The 23,839-nt window shown below is 64.4% G+C and carries 14 protein-coding genes; 6 read left to right on the top strand and 8 right to left on the bottom strand.

What is annotated here, in order from left to right; genetic code table 11:
• The first annotated feature begins 9 nt into the window (after nucleotides 1-9).
• From LB524_RS23690 to LB524_RS23670, 5 genes are all read left to right on the top strand, one after another.
• Entirely contained in the window at nucleotides 10-339 is a 330-nt protein-coding gene (locus tag LB524_RS23690) for a DUF736 domain-containing protein (protein ID WP_140789501.1), read from the top strand.
• Nucleotides 340-428: 89 nt separating this feature from the next.
• A complete protein-coding gene (locus LB524_RS23685; RefSeq protein WP_140789499.1) occupies nucleotides 429-1,112 on the top strand; it encodes a lytic transglycosylase domain-containing protein in 684 nt (227 codons plus the stop codon).
• Nucleotides 1,113-1,355: 243 nt separating this feature from the next.
• Nucleotides 1,356-3,095, top strand: coding sequence for a relaxase/mobilization nuclease domain-containing protein (locus LB524_RS23680; protein WP_224530659.1), 1,740 nt, complete (start codon nucleotides 1,356-1,358; stop codon nucleotides 3,093-3,095).
• A 138-nt stretch (nucleotides 3,096-3,233) separates the two neighbouring features.
• Complete coding sequence (locus tag LB524_RS23675) at nucleotides 3,234-5,219, top strand: conjugal transfer protein TraG (RefSeq protein WP_224530656.1); 1,986 nt, start codon at nucleotides 3,234-3,236, stop codon at nucleotides 5,217-5,219.
• 5 nt (nucleotides 5,220-5,224) lie between these two features.
• A complete protein-coding gene (locus tag LB524_RS23670) occupies nucleotides 5,225-5,665 on the top strand; it encodes a CopG family transcriptional regulator (RefSeq protein ID WP_140789491.1) in 441 nt (146 codons plus the stop codon).
• A gap of 96 nt (nucleotides 5,666-5,761) precedes the next feature.
• On the opposite strand, the gene ehuB is transcribed toward LB524_RS23670, so the two are convergent.
• From ehuB to fabD, 7 genes are all read right to left on the bottom strand, one after another.
• Nucleotides 5,762-6,634, bottom strand: coding sequence for an ectoine/hydroxyectoine ABC transporter substrate-binding protein EhuB (gene ehuB, locus LB524_RS23665; RefSeq protein WP_140789489.1), 873 nt, complete (start codon nucleotides 6,632-6,634; stop codon nucleotides 5,762-5,764).
• Nucleotides 6,635-7,308: 674 nt separating this feature from the next.
• Nucleotides 7,309-8,577, bottom strand: coding sequence for an AGE family epimerase/isomerase (locus LB524_RS23660; protein ID WP_224530654.1), 1,269 nt, complete (start codon nucleotides 8,575-8,577; stop codon nucleotides 7,309-7,311).
• Between the two features lie 131 nt (nucleotides 8,578-8,708).
• The gene (locus LB524_RS23655; protein WP_224530649.1) at nucleotides 8,709-12,830 is read right to left on the bottom strand and encodes an SDR family NAD(P)-dependent oxidoreductase; all 4,122 of its coding nucleotides are present in this window, start codon (nucleotides 12,828-12,830) and stop codon (nucleotides 8,709-8,711) included.
• A gap of 47 nt (nucleotides 12,831-12,877) precedes the next feature.
• Nucleotides 12,878-14,773 carry a beta-ketoacyl synthase N-terminal-like domain-containing protein gene (locus LB524_RS23650; RefSeq protein ID WP_224530648.1) on the bottom strand — a complete coding sequence of 632 codons (1,896 nt, stop codon included), beginning with the start codon at nucleotides 14,771-14,773 and terminating at the stop codon, nucleotides 12,878-12,880.
• A 3-nt stretch (nucleotides 14,774-14,776) separates the two neighbouring features.
• Nucleotides 14,777-16,894, bottom strand: coding sequence for an AMP-binding protein (locus LB524_RS23645; protein WP_140789481.1), 2,118 nt, complete (start codon nucleotides 16,892-16,894; stop codon nucleotides 14,777-14,779).
• 200 nt (nucleotides 16,895-17,094) lie between these two features.
• On the bottom strand, nucleotides 17,095-17,919 hold the full coding sequence (locus LB524_RS23640) for an amidohydrolase family protein (protein ID WP_224530645.1): 825 nt from the start codon (nucleotides 17,917-17,919) through the stop codon (nucleotides 17,095-17,097).
• A gap of 37 nt (nucleotides 17,920-17,956) precedes the next feature.
• Nucleotides 17,957-18,844 carry an ACP S-malonyltransferase gene (fabD, locus tag LB524_RS23635; protein ID WP_141907462.1) on the bottom strand — a complete coding sequence of 296 codons (888 nt, stop codon included), beginning with the start codon at nucleotides 18,842-18,844 and terminating at the stop codon, nucleotides 17,957-17,959.
• A gap of 96 nt (nucleotides 18,845-18,940) precedes the next feature.
• On the opposite strand from fabD, the gene LB524_RS23630 reads away from it, so the two are divergent.
• Nucleotides 18,941-19,675 (top strand): 4'-phosphopantetheinyl transferase family protein, encoded by a 735-nt coding sequence (locus LB524_RS23630; RefSeq protein WP_181763210.1) that lies wholly within the window; start codon nucleotides 18,941-18,943, stop codon nucleotides 19,673-19,675.
• Nucleotides 19,676-19,742: 67 nt separating this feature from the next.
• On the opposite strand, the gene LB524_RS23625 is transcribed toward LB524_RS23630, so the two are convergent.
• Nucleotides 19,743-23,759, bottom strand: coding sequence for a non-ribosomal peptide synthetase (locus tag LB524_RS23625; RefSeq protein ID WP_224530642.1), 4,017 nt, complete (start codon nucleotides 23,757-23,759; stop codon nucleotides 19,743-19,745).
• Between the last annotated feature and the right edge of the window lie 80 nt (nucleotides 23,760-23,839).

The following is a 23,839-nucleotide window of genomic DNA, read 5'->3' as shown; positions in this document are numbered from 1 at the left end:
AGATAGTCCATGGCCGAGATCGGCGTCTTTCACAAAACTGAATCTGGGTACCGCGGGCGCATGCGAACGCTGCTCGTGGATGCCGAACTGGTGCTCCTCCCCACCAAAACATCCGACGGCAAAGCGCCGGATTTTCGTATCCATATCGGCGATGGCAGCGGCCCCGAGGTCGGCGCGGCCTGGAAGGAAACCGGACAGACGGCTGGCGACTATCTGTCGTGCCGATTGGAGGATCCGCTGTTTAACCGGCGCTTTCGCGCCAGCCTCGTGCGATCCGACAATGGGTCCTGGTCGCTGCGCTGGATCCGGCCGAAATCGCGTCCGGAGCGTGCTCGATGAGTGGGTCATCGACGCCGAAATGTGCGGACGAAAGCCGCCGCGTCGGTTGGTTGCCTGGTCGCAGGGAAGCACGTTGGCTTGTCGCTGGCATGCTGATTTTCTGTCACGCGATGACGGGGGCCGTCGCACAATCCGCGCCGGTCTCGCGCAAATCGGCGGATGATCCTTATGCCGCGCATATCGCCGAGGCGGCGCATCGCTTCCGCTTTCCTCAGCTCTGGATACGGGCGGTCATGCACCTGGAGAGCGCCCGCGACCCACGCGCCGTGTCGCGAAAGGGTGCAGTGGGTCTGATGCAGATCATGCCCGGAACCTGGGCCGAGCTGCGCCTTCGTCATCAACTCGGCCACGATCCCTATGATCCACACGACAACATCCTTGCCGGCACCGCCTATCTTCGCGAGCTGTATGATCGATACGGTTCACCAGGCTTCCTGGCCGCGTACAATGCGGGGCCGGGGCGCTACGAAGCCTCCTTGAGGGGCCGCCCACTGCCGGCTGAGACCCGGGCCTATGTTGCGATGCTCCGCCCTTTCTGGGGCGGCGGTGATGCACCCGGCGCGCTCACCGCCGGTCATGCGAAGGCCGTCATCTGGAAGGTCGCGCCCCTGTTCATAGTGCGGTCCGGGTCCATGGCCGCTTCCGGTCTTTCGTCCAGCGAAGACGCTTCCGTCGAGGTCTCCTCGTCACCGTCGGTGCGCAACCTTTTCGCGGTCAGTTCGCAGCGTCGCGAACTGTTCCCTGGGTCCGACCTCCGGACATCGCAGCGATGACGAAGTCTCCGTCAAACCACGCCCCGTCGTCCCCTTGGACGTCGCAGCGTTTGAGGCGCACGGGGCAAGAGGCAGCAACCGAGGGATGGCAAGATAAAAGGGCGCACATTGTGCTGCGGTCGGTTGGTTGCATTTGCTGGGTTTTTTGCCGCTTACCGCACATTGCTTCGTCTTCGCGCAATGTGCTGAGAGCATGCAAATTATTGTATTGTCCGTGCAAATGGCAGGGTGAGGACGGGTGCCGTGTCCGATGAGCACGAGTTCCGCGTCCGTCCGGGCCGCATTCGCTCGACGCGAGCCCAATCGTCGCGGCCCTTCATCGCCCAGGCGCTTGCGGCGGCGCAAAAAGCCGGCGGCAGCGTGTCGCGCTCAGGCCGGATCGGGAGAGGCAACAGTTCGCGGTTCGGGCGGGGCAGGGCAGCGAGCCTTCAGGCCAATCGCTTCCTCACCAGCCGCTCCCGCCTCGCCACGATCAAGACCCGCGTGGTTCGCCATTCGAAACGTGGCGCGCCGCTGGCGACCCACCTCAACTATCTGCGCCGCGAGGGGGTTACGCGGGACGGCGCGAAAGCCCGCATGTTCGGACCGGAGGTCGACGATGTGTCGATCCCGGATTTCGTCAGGCGCTGCAAGGACGACCGGCATCATTTCCGCTTCATCGTCTCGCCGGAGGATGCCGTCGAGATGTCCGACCTGAAATCCTTCACCCGTGATCTCATGGGTCGAATGCGGAAGGATCTGGGCACGACGCTCGACTGGATCGCCGTCGATCATTGGAACACCGACAATCCGCATGTCCACGTCATCCTGCGCGGCCGGGCTGATGACGGCCAGGACCTGGCGATCTCGCGCGACTATATCAGCCGCGGCATGCGCGATCGCGCCAGCGAGCTCGTCACGCAGGAGCTTGGCCCCCGGTCGGATCTTGAGATCCGCCGGCATGTCGAGCGCCAGGTCGGGGCCGAGCGGTGGACCGGGCTCGACCGCCAGTTGCTTCGAGACGCACGCGATGGCGGCGTCATCGATCTCGCGCCGCGTGCCGATCGCCAGCCTGACGAATTCATCGCGCCAAAGATCGGGCGGCTGCGCAGGCTGGAAACGCTCGGCCTCGCCGAGCAACTCGGTCCCGGCCAGTGGATCCTCAGCGACAGAGCCGAGGCGACGCTGCGCCAGATGGGTGAGCGCGCCGATATCATCAAACGCATGCATCGCGCATTCTCGGTCCGCGACATCGAACGCGCGAGCGCCAGCTATGTGCTGGCCGCGGAGACCATTGGCGAGACGATTATCGGCCGACTGGTCGAGCGCGGACTGGATGACGAACTCAGGGGCACGGCCTATGCGGTCATCGATGGCGTCGACGGACGTTGTCATCACGTCCGGCTTGCCGATCTCGAGGCGACGGGTGACGGGGCGCCAGGCGCGGTCGTCGAACTGCGCAAATTCGAGGACGCCCAGGGACACCGGCGGCTGGCGCTTGCCGTGCGCTCCGATTTCGACATCGACGGACAGGTGGTTGCGGAGGGGGCGACCTGGCTCGACCGGCAGGCGCTTGCCCGTCCTGCGGCGGCGCTTTCCGATGGCGGCTTCGGCGCCGAGGTGCGCCAGGCGCTTGATCGGCGCACCGAGCACCTGGTCGGACTGGGGTTGGCGGAGCGGCGGCCGGGCGGGACCGTCTTTGCCGGAAACTTGATCGATACGCTCCGCCGAAGGGAACTCGACGTGCTCGCGAGCAGGCTCGCGGCCCAGACCGGCCAGCCATTCAACCGTGCCGGAAAAGGCGAATTGGTTTCGGGCACCTACAGTCAGCGCTTTGCGCTTGCATCCGGCCGTTTCGCCATGATCGATGATGGTCTCGGATTTCAGCTCGTGCCCTGGACGCCTTCGCTGGAGCGACATCTCGGCAATCACGTCTCCGGGGTCGTTCGCGGCGACGGCGGCGCCGATTGGAGTTTCGGCCGCAAGCCCGGCCTCGGCTTGTGAAGGCGCTTTTAAGGGGGATCGAGCCTGAGTGCCGATCGCCTGTTTTCCTTGCCGGGAACGCGACGCGACACGATCGGCGTGGGCCGGCTGTTGAATCTCGCATCAACCTTGCTGACCTCTCGGCACGAGGAGAAACGAATGTCGGGAACGAAAGTCCTTTGGGGACAGATTGTCGTGGTCTTCCTCATCGTGCTCCTCGCGATCTGGGGATCGACGCAATGGTCGGCTTGGCAGTTGGGCTATCAGGAGCGGCTGGGGACGCCTTGGTTCGTCATCGGCGGCGTGCCAGTCTATTATCCGCCTGCCATCTTCTGGTGGTGGTATTTCTACGATGCCTACGCGCCCGGCATCTTCGTGCGCGGCGGCTTCATTGCTGCCTCGGGCGGCTTCATCGCGATCGCCGTGGCGATCGGCATGTCGCTGTGGCGTGCCCGCGAGGCGACGAAGGTCGCGACCTATGGCTCCGCGCGCTGGGCCGACAGGAGCGAGGTGCAGGCGGCAGGCCTGCTTGCCCCCGACGGCGTGGTGCTGGGGCGCTATGGAAATCACTATCTGCGCCACGACGGGCCCGAGCATGTGCTTTGCTTTGCGCCGACGCGTTCGGGAAAGGGTGTCGGCCTTGTTGTGCCGTCGCTGCTGACCTGGCCTGGCTCGGCGATCGTCCATGACATCAAGGGCGAGAACTGGGGTCTGACCGCCAGCTTCCGCGCCCGCCACGGCCGGGTGCTGCTGTTTGATCCGACCAATGCCAGGTCGGACGCTTACAACCCTTTGCTCGAGGTCCGCCGCGGTGAATGGGAAGTCCGCGACGTGCAAAACATCGCCGACATCCTGGTCGACCCCGAAGGCTCGCTTGAACGGCGCAACCACTGGGAAAAGACGAGTCACGCGCTCCTGGTCGGCGCGATCCTGCATGTGCTCTATGCCGGACCGGACAAGACGCTTGCCGGCGTAGCGGCATTCCTGTCCGATCCGAAGCGGCCGATCGAATCGACCTTGGCCGCGATGATGACGACGCCGCATCTGGGGGAGGGCGGTCCGCATCCCGTCATCGCCAGCGCCGCCCGTGAGTTGTTGAACAAGTCCGACAACGAACGCTCCGGCGTGCTCTCGACCGCGATGTCCTTTCTTGGGCTCTATCGCGATCCGGTGGTGGCGGAGGTGACGCGCGCATGCGGCTGGCGCATCGCCGACCTGGTCGCCGATCGTCGTCCGGCAACGCTCTATCTCGTTGTTCCACCCTCCGACATCAGTCGCACCAAGCCGCTGATCCGTCTCATCCTCAACCAGATCGGCCGCCGTCTGACCGAGGATCTGCAGGCGAGGGCGGATCGCCATCGATTGCTTCTGATGCTTGACGAGTTTCCAGCGCTCGGACGGCTCGACTTCTTCGAATCCGCGCTCGCTTTCATGGCCGGCTATGGCTTGAAAAGTTTCCTGATCGCGCAGTCCCTCAACCAGATCGAGAAGGCCTACGGGCCGAACAATTCTATTCTGGACAACTGCCATGTACGCGTCAGCTTCGCGACCAATGACGAGCGTACCGCCAAGCGTGTTTCCGATGCCCTGGGCACGGCAACCGAGCTGAAGGCGATGAAGAACTATGCCGGTCACCGGCTCTCGCCCTGGCTCGGTCATCTCATGGTTTCGCGCTCGGAGACGGCGCGGCCGTTGCTGACGCCCGGCGAGATCATGCAGTTGCCGGCAGGCGACGAGATCGTCATGCTGGCGGGCACGCCGCCGATCCGGGCGAAGAAGGCGCGCTATTTCGAAGACCCGCGGTTGCGGGAGCGCATTCTGCCGCCACCGGCTGTCACGGCTCGAGCCGAGCCGGAGCCAGACGATTGGACAGCACTTGCGTTGCCGCTCCCGCCACCGGGTATGGCTGCCGCAACTGCCGTAACGAAAGTCCAGGAGGAATCGACCGAGTCCGAATTGCGACGTCAGCCCGAGCTCAATCCTCTTCTCCCGGCCGCGGCGGAGCTGCCGCCCGTCAACGAGTTCGAGATCGAAGCGCCTGACGAGGCGGATGATCTCGCCGCGAGCAGCAGCCGGATAACTCGCCTTGTGCGGGGCATGGCGCGTCAGATCGCGCTCGACCCGGACGACGGCATGGAGCTTTGACGGTCGTGACGAGAAGCAAGAAAAAGGTCCAAATTTCCGTGTATCTCGACCCTGCCGTGATGGCATTGCTGGTCGAATATGCCGCCCGGCGCGATCGCTCGCAGTCGCTCATCGCTGAAGCGGCGATCGCCTCCTTCCTCTCTCCGGATGCCGACACGCAACTCGAGGCGGCGATCTCCAGGCGTCTCGACCGGATCGACCGCCGGATCGCGCGGTTGGAGCGCGATGTCGGCATCTCGGTTGAAACGCACGCGGTATTCATTCGCTTCTGGCTGGCCACCACGCCGGCGTTGCCGGAGCCGATGGCCCAGGCAGCGCGCGCAAAGGCAAGCGAGCGCTATGAAGCGTTCATTTCCGCGCTTGGCAGGCGCCTGGCCAAGGGGCCGAGCTTGCGGCAAGAAATCCCCGAAGACATCTCGCCGTCCAGCGATCCTGAACGACAGTGATGTGAGAGCCTGTCGGGGCACAGAGGCCGCCGCGCGAGCTCGCGCGGCGAGCCACCCAGTCGTGTTGATGCTGGACGGCTTTTGCTGCTGATCGGGTCAGTTGGCGGCTCCGCACAACTGCGAGGTCGTCAATCCCGGCGGCACGTTTTCCGTGGGGCCAAATCCGTACTTCGCCATGATGGTGGCAATCGTGCCGTTGGACATGACCTTGGCCAGCCCTTGATTGTAAACGTCGCGCAGGTCACCATCATCCTTCCTGAACGCGATCGCGACGTAGCTGATCGACTTCTCGTCGGTCGTGAATGGGTTGGCGCGTTCCAGATCGGGGCTCTTTTTGCCGGCCAGCATCCCGATCACCGTCGGGGAAGAAAATACCGCGGCGTCGATGCGGCCGGCGCGCAGGGCCGCGAGGTTGGTCTCGATGTCGGGAAACTGCAGGATACGATCCTGAGGGACGCCCTCGGCGATGGCGTTCTGGATGACGTTGCTGCCGCGGCCGCCGCCCATGATGGAGTCGGATTTCTTGGCAAGATCCGCATAGCTATGGATCGCCTTGGGGTTGCCGGCGAGTACGATCGCCGCGTCGTCCTGCCTCAGGTCGGGAGCGCCGAAGGCGACCTGCTGGCATCGCGGCGGCGTTATCGACAAGCCGGACGCCACGGCATCGAAACGCCCGGCCATCAAGCCAGGGATCAACGCGCCGAACTCGGTGACCTGGAAATCGACCCGCTTGACGCCGAGGTCGGCGAACGCAGCTCTGAGCAGGTCCGGATGCCAGCCGAGCAACTCGCCGGTTCCTTCCTGCTTGTAGCCCCATGGCGAGCGGTTGTGGATGCCGATCACGATCCTGCCCTCTCTCAATACGCGTTCCTTCGTCGTTTCCGCCGCGGCCGGCAGCACGGATCCAACAATCGTGGCATAGGCGATGCAGGCCAGGCCAATGGCGACAGATCGGGCTCGAAAATTCATCGTGCAGTCCTCCCGTGAGATTGAGTTGCGCACAGGCGTTCCGCCCAGCAGTTCAACGCTACGTTGAGGGTCACCGACTCGTCAACATATATGTACGAAACATGTACGAAATATTGCCGACGCGCAGCTTTGAGAGGAGTCATAGGTCCAAAAGACCGCTTGCTGTGTGAACCCCAACTTTGCGCGCCAGGTGGCCCCCCTGCGGCAGCCCATACTAGCCCTGCAAGCAGACAGTCGACGTGCAACCGGATCGGTATCTGGCGCTTCAGATGCTTTCCGGCGTGATTATTCTAATGGTATCGACCGCTGCAGGCTCAGACTGGCGAGCGTATATCGACGATTGGTCTCGCCACGCGGGGCAAGGTATTCGAGGCTCGGATTCTTCTGCCCACGCTCGAGGTCTTTGCCGCTGCGCTTAGCGCTGCGACCGAAGACGACCAGGGTCCCGGCCGCATCTTTCTGGCGGGCACCGTCGCTGTGGCCCTTGCGTCCGTGACATGCGGTGGCCGCGCTTCCTGTAGAGCGTGGCATCCTTCGTGACAATGTCTCGAGAACTGGACGCTGTTCCGGTCAGAAACTCGCCTATCGCCGAAGGTTTAGGGCTTCTTTGCTGATCAACTCGATACGCAGTTCATCGCGCTCGGCCTGATCGGCATAGCAAGTTGCGGTACCCGCTAAGAAATCCTGGTTGAGAGAGCGTCATGTCGTTTGCTTATCACGTTCGTTAGGCTCCCTTGCGCCGGATAGAGCGGTATCAGGCAAGCCTGCAGTGCGTGGTACAAGTCGGCCTTGCCGACAAACAGCGAATGCGCCGGCTGCAATCCCTCATCCAGCTCCTCAAACCATCCGCCATTTTCGCGGTCTATATAGGCCTCGGCGATGGTGTTCCAGATGCGCCGGTACCATTCTTCATGGAAGGCGCTCGGGCGGTGCTCGACCAGGAAGGAGGCCGCGCCCGCCGCCTCGGCGATCGGCCACCAGGGCTTGAACCGGAATGCCGGCTTGTCGGCCCAGTCCAGCGTGTAGAAGAAGCCGCCCTTGGCTTCGTCCCATCCCAATTCCACTGAGCGCCGGAACAGCGTCTCCGCAGCCTCCGGCATCCAATCCTGTTTCTTGCCGCCCAGCACCCATAATTGCAGGATCAGCCTGGTCCATTCCAGCCAGTGACCGGGTGTTGTCCCTGACGGGCGAAACATCTCGTTGACGGCCTTGTAGAAGCGGTCGATCGTCCATTGCTCGTCGAAATGCTCCGCGACGCGAAAATCGCATTCTCGGGCACGGCGGTTGATGATCAGATCCGCGATGCGCTCCGCCTTGTGCAGATAGTCCTGATCGGCGGTCGCCTCATAGGCCGCCATCAACGCCTCGGTCAGATGCATGTTGGAATTCTGGCCGCGGTAGCCGCGCACGGGCCTCCAGTCGCGCTCGAACTCTTCCGTTATGGCGCCATGCTGTTCTTCCCAGAAACGGTCGTTGAGAATTGTCGTCACGTCGGCCAGCAGGCGGTCTGCCAAAGGATGGCCCACCAACTTGGCGCTCGATGCCGCTAGCAGCACGAAGGCGTGGCCGTAGCCCTGTTTGCTCGCGTCCCTCGGTCCCCCGTCGTCGAGCGACCACATATAGCCGCCATGCTCTGCATCGCGATGCGACTGCCAGAGATAGCGCATGCCGTGATCGATCATCCGGTCGCTTCCGGGCCGGCCGAGTAGGCTGGCGATGACGTAGCAATGGACGGCTCGTGCGGTGGTGTGGATCTGCCTGACGGCGCTGCCCGGCAGCGGCTTGCCCGTCGGGTCGAGATCGAAGAACCCGCCCTGCGGATTTATGGCAACCGAATCGAAAAGATCGAACAGGATATCGGCCTGTTTCTTCAACCAGGAGCGATGCCACGGCGCATCCCGCCAGACCCCGGGGCTCGACGATGTAAAAGGCAGTTCTGGCATCCGATCGCTTCCTGTTGTGCCTGACCGGCGATTGGCCGCCGGACCGGCGCGTTGCCCTTTATAGACCCAGTCGGACCGGCGAATGAACCCGTCGAGGCATCAATCGGCTTTGGGTGGCACTACCTTGCGCCTCATTGCCTGACGGACCGACGTTTTTCGATCTCATGCGCCATGCGGTCTACGGACGGAAAGTCGATGAACCAGCGCGGGGAGATGCCGATCGCAAAGCGCTTGTCGAACTCCGAGGCCAGCTTGACGGCGATGATTGAATCCACGCCGAGCTGCCCAAACCTGGCGTCGGCCGCGATCTCGTCGGTCCGCAGCATCCGTTTCAGGCTCGACGCCAGATACGTCGCGATGGCGTCCAGTTCCTCGGGAGGCGAGAGGTCCGGATTTACGCTCCCTGGTTCGGCCGAAAGCATGTAGTCGGCCAAAGCGGCCACCGACGGATGTTGCAGCAATTCCTTCGGTGTCAGACGCTTCGACAGCCTTTGTTCGATTAGAACGATCAGCCGGATTGCCATGACGGAATCGAGGCCGAGGCTGGGGAAGGGGGTCTGCGGATCGAGCGCGTCCAACTTGAGGAGGTCGCGGACGATTTCCGCCAGGACATCTTGAAGTCCGCCGGCCGCGCCGGCGAGCGGCGCCACGGCGGCGCTGCTCTGCCGAGGTGACATGGCACGCTTCGTGTGATCCGATGCCAGGGTGACGGCAGCGTCCCTCGGGTCAGGTTCGCGCGGCACATCCTTCACTATCCTGGTCTTGTCCGCCGCCTGGGTCGAACGAAGCAGTCCGGCCTCGATATCGAGGTGGCCGAAGATGCGATCCGGCCAACCACTGAGGGCGAATATTTCAGTACCCGCGCTCTGCATCATCGCGCGCCAGGCGTTGAGCCCGGTATCGATGTCGAGGAACGCATAGCCTATCGACGCGAACCAGTCGTCGAAACCAGCGGTGACGTATTTGTCCCACTGCCAGCGCGACCAGCTGATGGCGTGGCTGGCGCCGTGTCTTTGCCCGGCCGCCACGGCTCTGCCGCGCCAGTCTGTGAAGGCGTTCTGGAAGGCACAGCCATAAGCATAATCGCTGCCACCGGCGAGACCCAGCGACGCCAGCGACGAGAACACGACGAAAAAGTCGACGCTGATATGCGCCGTCGCCCGATCGAGGTTGACCGTGCCCTCGACCTTTGCAGCGCTGACGGCCACAAACTCATCCCAGCTCTTGCGGAAAAGGTAGGCGTCGTTATGGGCGGTGACCATGTTCACCACGCCGTCGAGACGACCGTGGCCTTGCATGATCGCGTCTACCATGGCGCGTGTCTGCCGGGCATCGGCGATGTCGCACTGAATGTAATCGACGCGGCTGCCCGCCTTGTGCCGTAACGCCTCGAGGCGCTGCGCGACTTGCCCGCCGAGCGGCGAGCGCCCGCATAGGATGAATGTCGCGTCGATTTCCGCGACCAGCCTTTCCGCCAGCCTATATCCCAGCTCGCCGGCGCCGCCTGCAAACAAATAGACGCCGTCCTTTCCGAACCAGCAGCGGTCGCGGCCGGATTGCTCAAGCTTGATCTCGCGCAGGCCGCGTACCGCGCGCGCGCCTTCGAAACGGATCGTGGCCGGTGTCGCAGATGGATCGCGCGCGATCTCGCGCGCCGCAAGCGTGCGCCAGTCTCCGTCGCCGCGGCTGCCGACAAACAGCGTGTGCAGCCGCAGGCGCTCGTTTTCCAGAAAGGCGGATTTGGCCAGCGCTGGCAAGGCGTCGAACGCCGGCGAAACGCCGAAATCCTCACGTGCCAGGAAGAACAGGTCGACCTCGCTGTTGAAGGCGTGCTCCATCAGCGTCTTCGCCAGGCTGAAGAGGACAGCCGTTTCATCTTGTTCGCCGGCGCGTTCTCCGACGGAAGCCGGTAGAACCACCACAATGTCGGGCTCGTCGCCGGCGATGTTCCAGGTCGCGAGAGATGGCTGAGGCGCGTTGCCGGGTCCGATCAGCGACGTAATCAAAGTCGCTTTGCCAGGCAAGGTCGAACGCAGCAGCGCTTCGAAATCTGCCGTCTGTTCCTCACTGCGTCCGACAATCCAGATGCATTTGCCGTCGAGCTTGCGCGCGGCGCCGGTTTCGGCCTTTCGCCAGAACGGCTCAAGATAGGTCATCTGCGCCGGGAGTTCGTTCGAATGCGCATCGATCATTCTGGGCTTGAACCAGCAAGTCCTGTCCGGCCAGGCAGGAATGGGCAGCGAGCAGCGTCTCGCGCCTAAGATGTCCGGCCATTGCGCCCGGCCGTGGTCAAGCCACCGCATGACATGCTCCGGACAGCCGGTTGCCGGACGGCCCGAACCGGCCACGATGACGCTTGTGGGAAGCGCGTCGCCGGCGGCGATTGCCTGAAGTCCCTCGATCAGCCCCGCCAGCGAGGCGGCGCGCACGACCGCGCGTTCGGCGCGCCCTTCGTTGCGGCTTTGCAGCGTGAAGGCAATGTCGCGCATGGTGAGTGCGCCATCTTGCGGCGGCAGCACGGCGATCGCATCGGCGAGCGCCCTGGCATACCTTCGCAATTGCTCGGGCGTCCCGGCGCTCAAGGGAACATAGACAAGCTCTGCGGCCTGAAACGCACGTGTTGCAGGCCGATGCTCCTGCAGCACCGCCGACGCGTTCGCGCCACCGAAGCCGAACGAGTTCACCAGGGCGCCGAGCGGCCCCTGGGCTTGCTTTTCGGGCCACGCGCCGGTTTCCGCCTGGATCGCAAATCCCTCGTCCAGCTGGATATGCGGGTTTCGGTCGCGGAAATTGGAAAGGCCGGGCAAGGTCCGATTTGCGATCGCCATTGCAGCGTTGATGACGCCGGCGACGCCGGCCGCCGGCTCGAGATGGCCGATATTCGTCTTCACCGAACCGATGGTGCAGGGCGAAGGCGAAAGACCGTGCTCGGCCCGCAGCTTGCGGAAAGCGCTTTTGACGCCTTCAACCTCGATCGGGTCGCCAAGCTCGGTACCGGTGCCATGCATCTCGACATAGGCGATGTCATCGGGCGTCAGGCCTGCATCGTTCAACGCCCGCGTCATCAGGTCGGCCTGCGCCCGGCTGTTGGGCGCGGTCAGCGACGCCGCCTTGCCGCCATGGTTGACCGCGGTTCCCTTGATCACCGCATGAATATGGTCCCGGTCACGGATCGCATCGTTGAGCGGCTTCAGAAGCAGCGCCCCGACGCCTTCGCCCCGCACATAGCCGTCCGCGCCGGCGTCGAAGGTGCGGCACTGCCCGGTGGGGGACAGCACGCCGAGCTGGCGGCCCATGATGAAGAGGTCGGGCGTCAGCAAGAGGTTGACACCGCCGGCTATGGCAAGCTCACATTCGCCGAGCCGTATTGCCCTGACCGCATTATGGATGGCGACCAGGCTGCTGGAACAGGCCGTGTCGATCGCCTCGCTCGGCCCGTGCACATCGAGCATAAACGATACCCGGTTGGCGAGCATGGCATGCGCGTTGCCGGTGCAGGCCTGCGCGCTCAGCAGTCCGTCGGCGTCGAGCAGCTTCTGGTAGTCCTGGAATTGCACGCCGGCAAACACGCCCACCTGGCGTCCGGCGAGTGCGCCGGGATCATGACCGGCGTCCCAGATCGCTTCCCACGCGGCCTTCAGGAACAGTCGGTGCTGCGGATCCATGAATTCGGCTTCGTAGACGGAGATGCCGAAAAATTCCGGCGCGAACTGGTCTTCGCCCTCGATGAAGCCGCCCCATTTGACATCGGTGCGTCCGGCCTCGCGCAAGGGGTCACCGAACACTGTCCCCCAATCCCATCGCCGCTTTGGGATTTCGCGGATCGCGTTGCGCCGCGCCGTCTGGTTGCGCCAGAATTCCTCCTTGGTCGCGGCCCCCGGCAGCCGGCAGGCGATGCCGATGATGGCGATGTCGCGGTTAGAGGCGACATTGCGGCTGGATTGTTCGGCACGGGCGGGCGCAGGCTCTTGCAGGTCGATGGTCTCGAGGCCCTGCTCGGTGATGTAGTCGCTGAGCAGCCTGAGCGCCGGGTAGGTGAACAGCAGGACGGTGTCAACCTGCGTGCCGAAGCGTTGCGACAACCGGGCCGCGAACAGCTTTAGCGAAGCGGAGTCGAAACCGAGATGACCGAGCGGCTCGTCCGGGTCGATCCTCGACGGATCGGTCTCCAGGATATCGCCGGCAAGCGCCAGCAGGGCTTGCAGCACGTCTAGCGTCTTGTCGGCCGCGGGACTGGTGGTCTGGGAATTCATGCTGTTACCTTCAACATCGCTGTCCGCCGCTGGGCATTCTCGCGCCGTTACGATCCCGCAGCCTGCAGACGCATTTCGGACGTCTTCGGGTCGGTGAACCAGAAGCGGGTACGCGCGAAACAATAGCCTGGAGCCGAAACCCGGCGCCGCTGCCCAACGCCGTAGAGGCCGGCGAAGTCCACTTTCGCCGCGCTCACCCATTCGCGGGCGAAACGGAAAGACAGCTCCTCCATCTCGTCGCGGACGGCCGGGGCTGCCGTCTCGGGCCGGGCGATCACATCCGGGTCGTCGCGGCCGGCGACGAAATTGGCGAGCGACGCGGCAAGGCCATGCCAATCCCGTGCGAGGATAGCGACGCGCGTCGGCAAGGGCGTGCGTCCGATCTGGAACGTGTAGAGGAAGTCTTCCAGATCCGGCCGCGCGTTCGCCGCGCCGCGGTCCTGTGCGCGCTCTATGTGCAGCCGCAGGCGGCTGGCCATGCGCTTCAGCGTCTCGGCGTCCCTTGCCGAGATCGGCAGGATCGGCAACACCGGCGCTACGTCCACGGCTGAAGCGCCTTGCTGACGAGGCGGACTTTCCTCGATCACGACATGGCCACAGGCGCCGCCGAAGCCGAAGGCGCTCACGCCGGCGCGGAAAGGCAGCGGGGTTCGGTCGTGGTCGTGCAAGCGTTCCCAGGGCTCAGTGCTTTGCACGAAATGGAAGGGCGTGCCTTGCGTCTTGCACATCGGGTTGACCGTCCGCAGCTGTGGACTGCCGGGCAGGCAGGCATGCTTCATCGCCAAGAGCACTTTGACCACGCCGGCGAGCCCCGATGCCGCTTCCAGATGGCCGATGCTGGCCTTTGCCGAACCGACGCCGCAGCGGTGCGCAATACTTTCGCCGCGACCGGCGAGCTCCTCATACGCCATGCGGATGGCATTGAATTCGATCGGGTCGCCAAGCGGTGTGCCGGTGCCGTGGGCTTCGATATAGGTCACGGTGCGCGGGTCGATGCCGGCCCGTTGCCACGTCGTGGCGATGAGCTGCTTTTGCGCCGTCGGGTTCGGCGCCGTCAGCCAGTTGGCGCGGCCGCCATGGCTGATCGCCGAGCCGATCAGCAGGCCATAGATGTTGTCGCCGTCGGCCAGGGCCTGCGCATACGTCTTGAGCAGGAGCGTGACCACGCCTTCGCCGCGCGCATAGCCGTTGCCGGCAGCATCGAAACTCCGTGTCCGGCAATCCGGGCTCAGCGCTCCTTCCGCTTTCAGCGAGCGCGACAAGGTCGGAGCGAGGATGAGGTTGGCGGCGCCCACGATCGCGCTCGTGCAGTCGCCGGCGCGGATTGCCTGAGCCGCTATATGCAGCGCCGCCAGTGAACCGGAGCAGGCGGAATCGATGGCCAAGCTCGGGCCGGTCAGCCCAAGCGCGAACGATATGCGATTGGCCATCACCGCGCTCGCCACGCCCGTCGCCAATTCCTTGTCGGGCGCGATGTCGCTGCGGTAGAGCAGTTCTTCGTAGTCGGACTTGCCGGTGGCGAGGAACACGCCCGTGCGCCCGCGCGCCAGATCCGTCGCGCGATAGCCGGCGTCCTCGATGCAATGCCAGGCCGATTCCAGCGCTATGCGCTGCAGCGGGTCCATGAGCCGCGCCTCGTCGGGCGATATGCCGAAGAAGGCGGCGTCGAAGGCATCTACGTCCTCGATGAAACCGCCCTCGGCGATGCCGGGCTGCCGCCGTGCGGCTCGGTCGGAATGCAGTCCCTCCGGAACAGGCCCGACGCAGTCGCTGCATGCCGCCAGATTGTCCCAATAGTCCGCCAGGGTCGGCGATCCGGGGAGACGAGCGTCCATGCCGATGATGGCGATGGGTTCGCGCCAGTGCTTTTCGGCTTCGCTGGGTGGCTGGTCCTGCCGTGTCGCGCCTGGATGGGCGCCTGCAAAACGTGCTGCCTCGGCCATCGGCTACTCCTGCTTTTCCAGCACCGGCTCGCCGAGCGCCACCTTCAAGGCGCGCAGCAGTTCGTCCTTCGAGCGGGTTGTCGGGCGCTGTGCGCCGGCATCGGTCGCCGGCTCTGGCGCAAGGTGTCGGGCGAGGAGCTGCGGTGTCTGGTATTGCCAGAAGATCGTCGGCTCCAAGGTCAAGCTAAGCAGGTCGTTCAGTCTGACCGCCAGTTGCGCCGCCATGACGGAATCGATGCCGATGGCGCCGAAACTGTCGGTCGGTTCGGTGGCCGCGCCTGAGCCGACCAGCGCCCGAGCTTCGGCGAGGATGCGCTGCTGCAACTCGCCGGCCTTGAAGGTGTGGTTTTGCGGGAAGGACATTTCGGCGGGCGCTGCCATCGCCGGCTCCTTGTCAGGCACGCGCGGCTTGAGCAGTGGCAATTCGCCGGACAGATACAGCGCCTTGGTCAGCCGCCGCTGCACCTTGCCGCTGGTCGTCTTAGGCAGCGATGCCGGCGGGATGAAGACGACATCGGCGAGCCTGGCGTCGTGCTCCTGCCAGACGGCGGCGCGGACAGTCTTTTCAAGCTCGGCGAGATCGATCGCGTTGCGCGCCGTGCGCTCGATCTCATGCACGACGACGATCGTTTCGCCGTCGTCGCGTTCGATCGAAAAGGCGGCACCATTGACGGTGCGAAACGCCGGATGGCTGTCCTTGACGGTGAGCTCGATATCCTGCGGGTAGATGTTGCGGCCGCGCGAGATGATCAGGTCCTTGAGCCGTCCGGCGATGAACAGTTCCTTGTTCCACAGGAAGCCAAGATCGCCGGTGCGCAGGAAGTGCGGCTCGGTCGCCTCGGCCGGGCTCTGCGCAAAAGTCTGCCGGCTGGCGTCGGGCGCCTGCCAATAGCCGCGCGCGATGCTTGCGCCGCGCACCCACACCTCACCGATCGCGCCGTCCGCGCAGCGCGACTGCGTCTCGGGATCGATGATGGCCACCTCCATGTCGTCGGCCGGGCGTCCCGAGCTGACCAGTTCCACCGCATCCGCGTCCTCGGTGGGAATGAAGATGCCGCGCGCCAGCGCCGCCTTGTCCACCTTGGCGACGACCGGCTTTTCGCCGACCCGCGACGTGGTGCTGAGCAGCGTAGCCTCGGCGAGGCCATAGGCCGGAAAGAAAGCGTCTTCGGCAAAACCGAAGGGTGCGAATTTTTCCTGGAAGCTGGCAAGCGTCGAGGCGTGGATGGACTCGGCGGCGTTGAGCGCGTTGCGCCATGAGGAGAGGTCGACGCCTTCGAGTTGTTCCGGCCGTATCGACTTGACGCACAGCCGATAGCCGAAGTCGGACGACATGCTCGACGTCGCGCGGTAGCGGCTGATCGCCTGCAGCCAGAGCGCCGGATTGCCGCTGAAGGCGGCCGGGCTCATCATGTAGCAGGTGGCGCCGACATAGAGCGTCTGGATGACGATGCCGATCAGTCCAAGATCGTGGAACAGCGGCAGCCAGCTGACGATCACGGTGTCTTCGTCATGGCCCATATGGCGAGCGGTGAGACGCGCATTGTGGATGAGGTTGGCGTGGCTCACCATCACGCCCTTCGGCGTGCTGGTCGAGCCGGACGTGTATTGCAGGAAAGCGATGTCGGTCCTGGCTTCGGCCGCCGCGTCCCAATCGTCCACGCTGCTTTCCTTTTCGAGGTCCTCGACACACAGAAGCTCAAGAGTGCTGACCGTCGGATAGGGTTTCGACCATGCCACGATGTTGTCGCGGATGGCGTGGCAGGTGAGGATGAAGCGCGGCTTGCAGTCGGCCACGATCGCTTCGAATGTCGCCCAGCTTCGCTTGTTGGGTTTGGGCGTGTGCGCCGGCACCGCGATGGCGCCGCCATAGAGCGTGCCGAAGAAGCCGAGCACGAATTCGGCGCCTTGCGGAAACAGGAGCAAAACACGCTCTCCAGCGGCATTCCGGCGCTGCAGTGCGGCCCCGATGAGCCGGCAGGATTCATCGAGTTGCCGGTAGCTGATCCGCCTCTGCTCTTCCTTGCCATCCCTTAGGTTCGCGTAGGCCACCTTGTCGCCCAGCCGCGAGGCCCTGTCCCGCGCGATCTGGACGAGGGTTTCAGAGATCGCCTGTTGCATTGTATCCTCTTCAAGCCGCCTTGATCGAAGACGGCTCCTCCCGTCATTCGAAAATCACGCCGCGCCTGAGCATCCCTTGCTTCGGATGCCCGTCGTGGTGGAACTTTATGCTTTCGGCTGAGTTACACTAATATAATAGTATCCGCAACGATGAATGATCGGAATTTTACATGATGGTCATCGCCAGGCAGAGGTGAGGATCAGACCCGGTAGAATCGCGATGCGTTGGTCGAGAATATCCGGGTGTCGCCGCGCAGTTCGGCGGGCAGGCTGAGCATGGTGGCGGCCAGCACGTCGCCATACTCGCCGGAGATCCGGCAGACCGGCCAATCGCTCCCGAACATTAGCCGATCCGCCCCGAAACAAGCCACCACATGATGCACGTAAGGCTCGAGATCGGCGACCGTCCACGCCGATGCATCGGCCTCGGTGATCATGCCCGATAGCTTGCAGTGGACATTGTCGAATGCGGCGACGTGCGCGATCGCGTCCCGCCACGGATCGAGCGCGCCGTTTGCGATCGGCGGCTTCGAGATGTGGTCGATCACCGCCCGCAATGTCGGGACCTTTTCAAGCGCCGTGGCGATATGGGCGAGGTGCCGGGGGAAGGTCAGGAAATCGAAGGCGACGCCGCTGTCGGCGATCCTGCCGAGGTTGCGCAGCACGGTCGGCCGCAGGATCCAGGCATCGTCCTTGAGGTCCTGCAGCATCGGCCGGATGCCGACGAATTTCGGTCTGTCGCGGTAGAGGCGAAGCTGGTCGGCGAAATCGTCGGCCTCCATGTCGAGCCAGCCGACGACACCGGCGATGAAGTCGGTGCGCGCCGCAAGCTCGAGCAGGAAATCGCTCTCGGCGCGCGTCTCAGCCGCCTGGACGACGATGGTGCGGCCGACGCCAAAGCGCTTCAGCAGCGGCGCCATGTCTTCAGGTCCATAATCGCGCAGCAGGATATCGGGCGCGCCTTGCATCCGGTGATAGTCACCGCGCGCGGTCTGCCACAGGTGATGATGGGCATCGATGATCATGGCCCGCTTTCCTCTCGAGCTTGCATTATCGCGGCTCTCAGGCGGCGCGTCCGCTCTGTTGGAGAGCAGGTATTTTGGCCGCCATTCTCGTCAACACCGATCCCGGTCCCACCTCGACGAATTCCGTCGCGCCGCGGGCCTTGAGATAGCCGATCGATGGCTCCCACAGCACCATCGACTTCAGCTGCCGGACCAGCAGCAAGCGGATCGCCGTCTCGGGATCGCTCTCATCCGGATAGGGACGGGCGGTGACATTGGAGATCACGGTCTTGCGCAGCGGCCGGAAGGAAAAGTCGCGCAGGAAATCGTCGAACATCTCGGCCGCCGGCGCCATGGCGCGCGAATGGAATGCGGCGCCCACGGGCAGTTTGATAAAGGCCGCAGCACCAGCGCCGATCATCGCTCCTTCGGCCTTTTCGATATCGCTTGTGGGACCGGCAATCACGATCTGCTCCGGCGTGTTGAGGTTGGCGATGTCGAGTTGGTCGAAGCCGTGTCTCGCGAGCGTTTCGCGGATCGCGTCGACGGCAAGACCGATCACCGCCGCCATCCCGCCCGCTCGCATCCCCGCCATGATCTGCCCGCGTCGCACCACCATGCGCAGGCCATTGAGCAGATCGAAGGCGCCGGCCGCCTGCAGGGCGTTGTACTCACCGAGGCTATGGCCAACCAGCCAGTGCGGCGCCACACCAGCGGCGACAAGCTTTTCGTGGTGGAGGGCGTTGACGACGTAGAGGCAAGGCTGGGTCACCTCGGTGCGCCTCAGCGTCTCCTCGTCGCCCTCGAGACACATCTGGCGAACTGAAAATCCGGCGATGCGATCGATCCGGCTTTCGAGCGGTCCAAACATCGCACTCGTGTCGAACAGGTCCTTGCCCATCCCCTTGAACTGTGATCCCTGTCCGGGAAACATGAACACGCGCATGGAATTTCTTCAGCCTTTCTATCGTCGATGGATTGCGGAACAACGCGAGCCCGGCGCGCAGGAACTGGTCGACGTTTGGCGCCTGCGGGATCGGCGATGACGAAGGAAACCGCGGACCCGAACCGCATCGATCTCTGGTATGCGAGGCTCGAGGACTTCACGGAAGAGGAACAAGCTGCCTGCCTGCGGTTGTCGAGCCCGCTCGAACGGCAACGCTATGAGGCGTTCAAGTCTCGGGATGCCGGACTTCAATACCTGGCCGGGCGCGGCCTCGTGCGCACGACGCTCTCGCGCTACCGGAACATCGCGCCGCAGGATTGGCGATTTCTCGCCAACCGGAACGAGCGTCCATTCCTCGATCCCGAGCTCGGCGTCGCCAACCTGCATTTCAATCTCTCGCACACGCGCGGTCTGGTCGCCTGCGTGGTCGGAGCCATCGAGGAGATCGGGGTCGACGTCGAGCGCCGCGACCGCGATGCCGGTCTCGACGAACTGGCGCCGGTCGTGCTTGCCCCAGTGGAGAAGGAGCGTTTCGCCAAGCTGCCGCGCGACCTGCAGCCGGAATTCTTCTTCGCGCATTGGACGCTGAAGGAGGCCTATGTGAAGGCTCGCGGCATGGGATTGTCGCTGCCGGTGCAAGAGATCTGCCTGGATATCGCGTCGTCTCCGCCGACCATGTCCTTCGCCGGCGCCATCGATGACGACCCTGCGCGCTGGCGGTTGAGGACCCTGCGACCGACCGAGGAGCACATTGTCGGTGTCGCGGCTGCCCCAGCGGGTGGACAGCTGAGTTTGAACGCAAGGCAGACGCGCGTCATCAATCGGGATTGATCGCTGCCGCGCTGTCAAAGGCGCCGGTCTGCTCCAGACCGGAAGGAGCCGGTCCCTGGCCATTGCCTCAAGGCTGGATTGAGTGACCGGAATCGGCTGCCGCCTTGGTGGCGGTCTTCGGCGAAGCTGCATGCGTTCCATTCTCTGCCTTCGTCATGATGCCGGCGATCCGCATGGCGATCGCATCGATCACCGGCGCGCGCATGATCGTGTAGTGGTCGGCGTCCATCTCGATGATCTCGATGCCGGCGAGCAGATCGCGCCATTCTTCCCGCACTCGCATGAGGTCGTCGCGCTGTGCCGCGGCAAACAACAGCAAGGCGACATCCGTCGACCGGGGACGGTGCGCATCGAGGGCTTTGGAGCCTGCCTGGAAGACATCGTGTACCGCCTTGAGCGCGGCATTGCCGGTCGGCATCCCGCTCCGTTCCAATTGCCGTGCCAGCCAGGCGATACGCTCCTCCTCTGACAATCTGTCCAGCTCTTCAGGACGACTGTCGAGGGCAAGGTTTGCTGATGCCGCGAGATCAGCGACGAAACGCCGGAAGGGTCCGGGTTGCTGCTCATCGGCCGCGCGACGCTCTGGCACCGCGCTGTCGATCATCGCGACGACACCCAGCGTCTCTCCGTCCGCCGCAAGGCGCCGCGCCATCTCCTGCACGACCAGGCCGCCGAGCGACCAGCCCAGCAGATGATAGGGGCCGTCGGGCTGGATTGATCTTATTTCGTCGATATAGCGCTCCGCCATAGCGTCGATCGAAGCGAGCGTCGCCTCCGCCTCCGAGGTAAGTCCCGATGCGCGGATGCCATAGACGGCACGTCCGGGCGGCAGCGCCTGGGCGAGCGCGGCGTAGCACATGACATTGCCGCCGATCGGGTGGACGCAAAACAGGGCGGGGTCGTCGTTGCCGGCACGGATCGGGATCGCCAGCCGCGCCTCATGTGCGCTGCCGCCGTCACGCAGCACCGCGGCCAGGCCGGCCACCGTCGGGTGTGCGATCAAAGTCGGGAACGAGACGCGCTGCGCAAACCGCTCCTCAAGCCTTGCCATTAATCGCATGCCGGCGAAGGAGGAGCCGCCGAGCGCGAAGAAATTGTCCTCGCGGCCGATGTCGGAAATAGCGAGCACATCGCGCCACAGTTCCGCGACGCCCTCTTCGAGACCTGCGCGTGGCGGCGCGTAGGCGCGCTCGACGCTTTCGCGCGAACCGAAGTCAGGCTTGGGCAAAGCCGAGCGCACGACCTTGCCATTGTCGCTGAGCGGCAGCCTGTCGAGCGGAAGGAAGAAGGTCGGCACCATATAGGCGGGCAGCGTCGCGCGCAGCCGCTCCCGCAAGGCTGCCGTGTCCAGCCCGCGCTGCTGGTCCTTGGCCACGACATAGGCAACCAGATGGCGTGTTCCGGCGCTGTCGGTGGCGGCCGAGACGACGGTTGCCCCGACCTCCGTCCCGGCCAGCAGCGCAGCCTCGACCTCCGCGCACTCGACCCTGAAACCCTGGATCTTGACCTGGAAATCCTTGCGTCCGAGGAACTCGATCTCGCCGTCGCCGAGATAGCGGCCCAGGTCGCCGGTACGGTACAGGCGCTCGCCGGTCACCGGATGGGTTATAAAGCTCGTCGCGGTCTTGGCCTCATCGCGCCAGTAGCCGAGCGCGACGCCGATGCCGCCGATATAGAGGTCGCCCGGAACCCAGGGCGGGCAGACAGCGAGATCGCCGTCCAGCACATGGATCGACTGATGCTCCATGGCATGCCCGTATGGGATGGAGCGCCATTCCGGATCGATCCTGCCGATGGGATAGAGGATCGACCAGATCGATGCCTCGGTGGCGCCGCCGAGGCTGAAGATCGCCGCATTGGGCGCGGCCGGACGGATGCGTTCCGGCAGGTTGAGCGGGATCCAGTCGCCGCTGAGCATGACCAGCCGCAGCGACGGCATGATCGCGCCATGCGTGCCCTCGACGGCAAGCTGCATCAGCGCCGGAACCGAGTTCCAGATCGTCACGCCATGCTCTTGCACCAGGTCGCGCCAGTGCGAGGCCTCCTTGGCCCGCGTCGCGTCCGGCATGACGATCGCGCCGCCGGCGGCCAGCGTGCCAAAAATGTCGTAGACCGAAAGGTCGAAGCTCAGCGACGAAAGCGCCAGCACCTTGTCGTCGTGGTTCACCCCATAGCGGGCATTGAGATCGGCTATCGTGTTGGCCGCGCCGCGATGGTCGATCATCACGCCCTTGGGCATGCCCGTGGAGCCGGAGGTGAAGATCACATAGGCGAGGTCGGCCGTCGTGCCGTCGGCTGACACGATCGCATCGGTCTCTTGATCGGCGAGCGCGTCGACGGCCATCCGCTCAAGCCCGGCTGGCCAGGCGAGCGAGCTGTCGAGGCTTTGCTGCGTCAGCGCGATGGTCGCGCCGCTGCCGGAAAAAAGCAGGTTGCGGCGCTCTTGCGGAAGCTCCGGGTCGATCGGCACATAGGCGGCGCCGGCATAGAGGATGCCGAGCACGGCGGCGACCTGTTCCCAGCCCTTGCCCATCGACACCGCCACCAACTGTCCAGGCTGTACGTTCCGTGCACGCAACATGCGCGCGATGCCCAGCGCGCGCCGCCGCAATTCGCCGTAGCTCATGCGCCGTTCGCCGGCGATCACCGCCAGCCGGTCCGGATGGCGAACCGCCTGTTGCTCGAAGCTTTGCTCCAGGCGCTGGAATTCGGCATGGGGGATCTCGGCGCGTACCGGCGCGGGGCAGTCTCCTGCCGCCGGTTCCCTCTCGTGCCAGAGCGAATCGTCATTCGCCAGGCGAGACATCAGGCGGTGATGCGCGTCGCAAAGTTCCTCGACGAAGCCGGCCGGAAAAATCTGCTCGACATAGTCCCAGTTGAAGATCACTGAGCCGTCTTCGAAGACATGCATCTGGTGATCGAGATAGACCTGCGGCACGTCGAGACGGGCCGATGTGTGATCGATGCGTGCGCGAGGCCGATCATCGGGTTCGGCAGTCGGTGTGACTGTCGTGAAGGTCACCGGGATGCTGACGCCGGGGCCGCTGCCGGCGCGCTGTTGCATGGCGCGGGTGACGTCGAGGCCGCTCACTTCGATGCGCTCGCAATCGCGCCAGAATTGGCGCTGCATGGCTTTCGTCCGCTCGAGGAAGGAACGTTCGCGCGAGGCGTCGACTTCGAGCAGGATTGTGGTGCCGAAATTGCCGAAGACATTGGCCGAGCGTGGCAGATGCTGGAACCGTCCCGAGTGAAGCACGGTGATGGCAAAATGCTGGCTGCCGGCATAGCGCGCCAGCACGTCGGCATAGACGGCGCAGCCGAGCAGGCTGGGCGTGACGCGCGATTTGGCGCAGATGTCGACGATTTTCTTCCATTCGGTGGCTGTGAAGGTGCGGCTGACATGACGGAAGCGGGGCCGTTGCCCGTCGCCGGGCCACCGGGTCAGCGGCAAGGCCGGCGGTCCGGGAAAGTCGGCAAGCCGGGGCTGCCAATAATCCCAGGCCTTTTGCCGGCGCGGTCCTTGCCGCGCCGCGTTCTGTGCTTCGACATAGTCGGCGAACGACATCTCGATCGGCGGCAGGCGGGCGGCCGGGTCGGCGCTCAGCGCCAGCAATTCCTGCAGCAGTATGCGGAAGCTCCAGCCATCCATCATCCACAGCGCGAAGCGCATATGCAGGCGCAGCCCGTCGTCGCTGCGCGTCGCGCGAATGTCGAATTGCGGCCATGTGTCGGACGGTATCTCCGCTTCGCTCATCTCGCCGCGAAGCGTATCCAGCCGCCATGCGCGCTCGGCATCGGGAAGGGTGCGCAGATCCTCGATGACGATCTCATAGGGACCGACGTCGCGCAGGATCTCCTGAGTGCCGGAGGGATGGATGACGGCGCGCAGCATGTCGTGCCGCTCGACCAGCCTCGCCAAGGCCCGCGTCAGGCCGTCGCCGAGAACCGCCGGAATGTCCGCTTCGACATAGTAGCGCGCCGGCGTGCTGAGCTCGATCGCGCCACTCTGGCCGACCCAGTAGGCCTGCTGGATGCCTTCGAGCAGGAAGGCCTGGTTGTCGTTTCGCACAACGTCGTTGAACATCTCGCCTCTCCTCCCTTGCGAGCCGGCGTCTTCCGCCATCGGCGCCTTGCATGGTTCTAATATATTAGTGTAATAATCGC

This window comes from Mesorhizobium sp. ESP6-5, from assembly GCF_020164695.1.
In the GTDB taxonomy this organism is placed as follows: Bacteria; Pseudomonadota; Alphaproteobacteria; order Rhizobiales; family Rhizobiaceae; genus Mesorhizobium; species Mesorhizobium australicum.
The sequence above is the reverse complement of the archived record's forward strand: the minus strand, read 5'-3'. Positions and strand labels throughout refer to the sequence as shown.

Excerpts from the sequence above, each read along its gene's own strand:
- LB524_RS23690 (WP_140789501.1), top strand. The coding sequence starts at position 10 with ATGGCCGAGATCGGCGTCTTTCACAAAACTGAATCTGGGTACCGCGGG.
- LB524_RS23685 (WP_140789499.1), top strand. The coding sequence starts at position 429 with ATGCTGATTTTCTGTCACGCGATGACGGGGGCCGTCGCACAATCCGCG.
- LB524_RS23675 (WP_224530656.1), top strand. The coding sequence starts at position 3,234 with ATGTCGGGAACGAAAGTCCTTTGGGGACAGATTGTCGTGGTCTTCCTC.
- ehuB (WP_140789489.1), bottom strand. The coding sequence starts at position 6,634 with ATGAATTTTCGAGCCCGATCTGTCGCCATTGGCCTGGCCTGCATCGCC.
- LB524_RS23660 (WP_224530654.1), bottom strand. The coding sequence starts at position 8,577 with ATGCCAGAACTGCCTTTTACATCGTCGAGCCCCGGGGTCTGGCGGGAT.
- LB524_RS23655 (WP_224530649.1), bottom strand. The coding sequence starts at position 12,830 with ATGAATTCCCAGACCACCAGTCCCGCGGCCGACAAGACGCTAGACGTG.
- LB524_RS23650 (WP_224530648.1), bottom strand. The coding sequence starts at position 14,773 with ATGGCCGAGGCAGCACGTTTTGCAGGCGCCCATCCAGGCGCGACACGG.
- LB524_RS23645 (WP_140789481.1), bottom strand. The coding sequence starts at position 16,894 with ATGCAACAGGCGATCTCTGAAACCCTCGTCCAGATCGCGCGGGACAGG.
- LB524_RS23640 (WP_224530645.1), bottom strand. The coding sequence starts at position 17,919 with ATGATCATCGATGCCCATCATCACCTGTGGCAGACCGCGCGCGGTGAC.
- fabD (WP_141907462.1), bottom strand. The coding sequence starts at position 18,844 with ATGCGCGTGTTCATGTTTCCCGGACAGGGATCACAGTTCAAGGGGATG.
- LB524_RS23630 (WP_181763210.1), top strand. The coding sequence starts at position 18,941 with ATGACGAAGGAAACCGCGGACCCGAACCGCATCGATCTCTGGTATGCG.
- LB524_RS23625 (WP_224530642.1), bottom strand. The coding sequence starts at position 23,759 with ATGTTCAACGACGTTGTGCGAAACGACAACCAGGCCTTCCTGCTCGAA.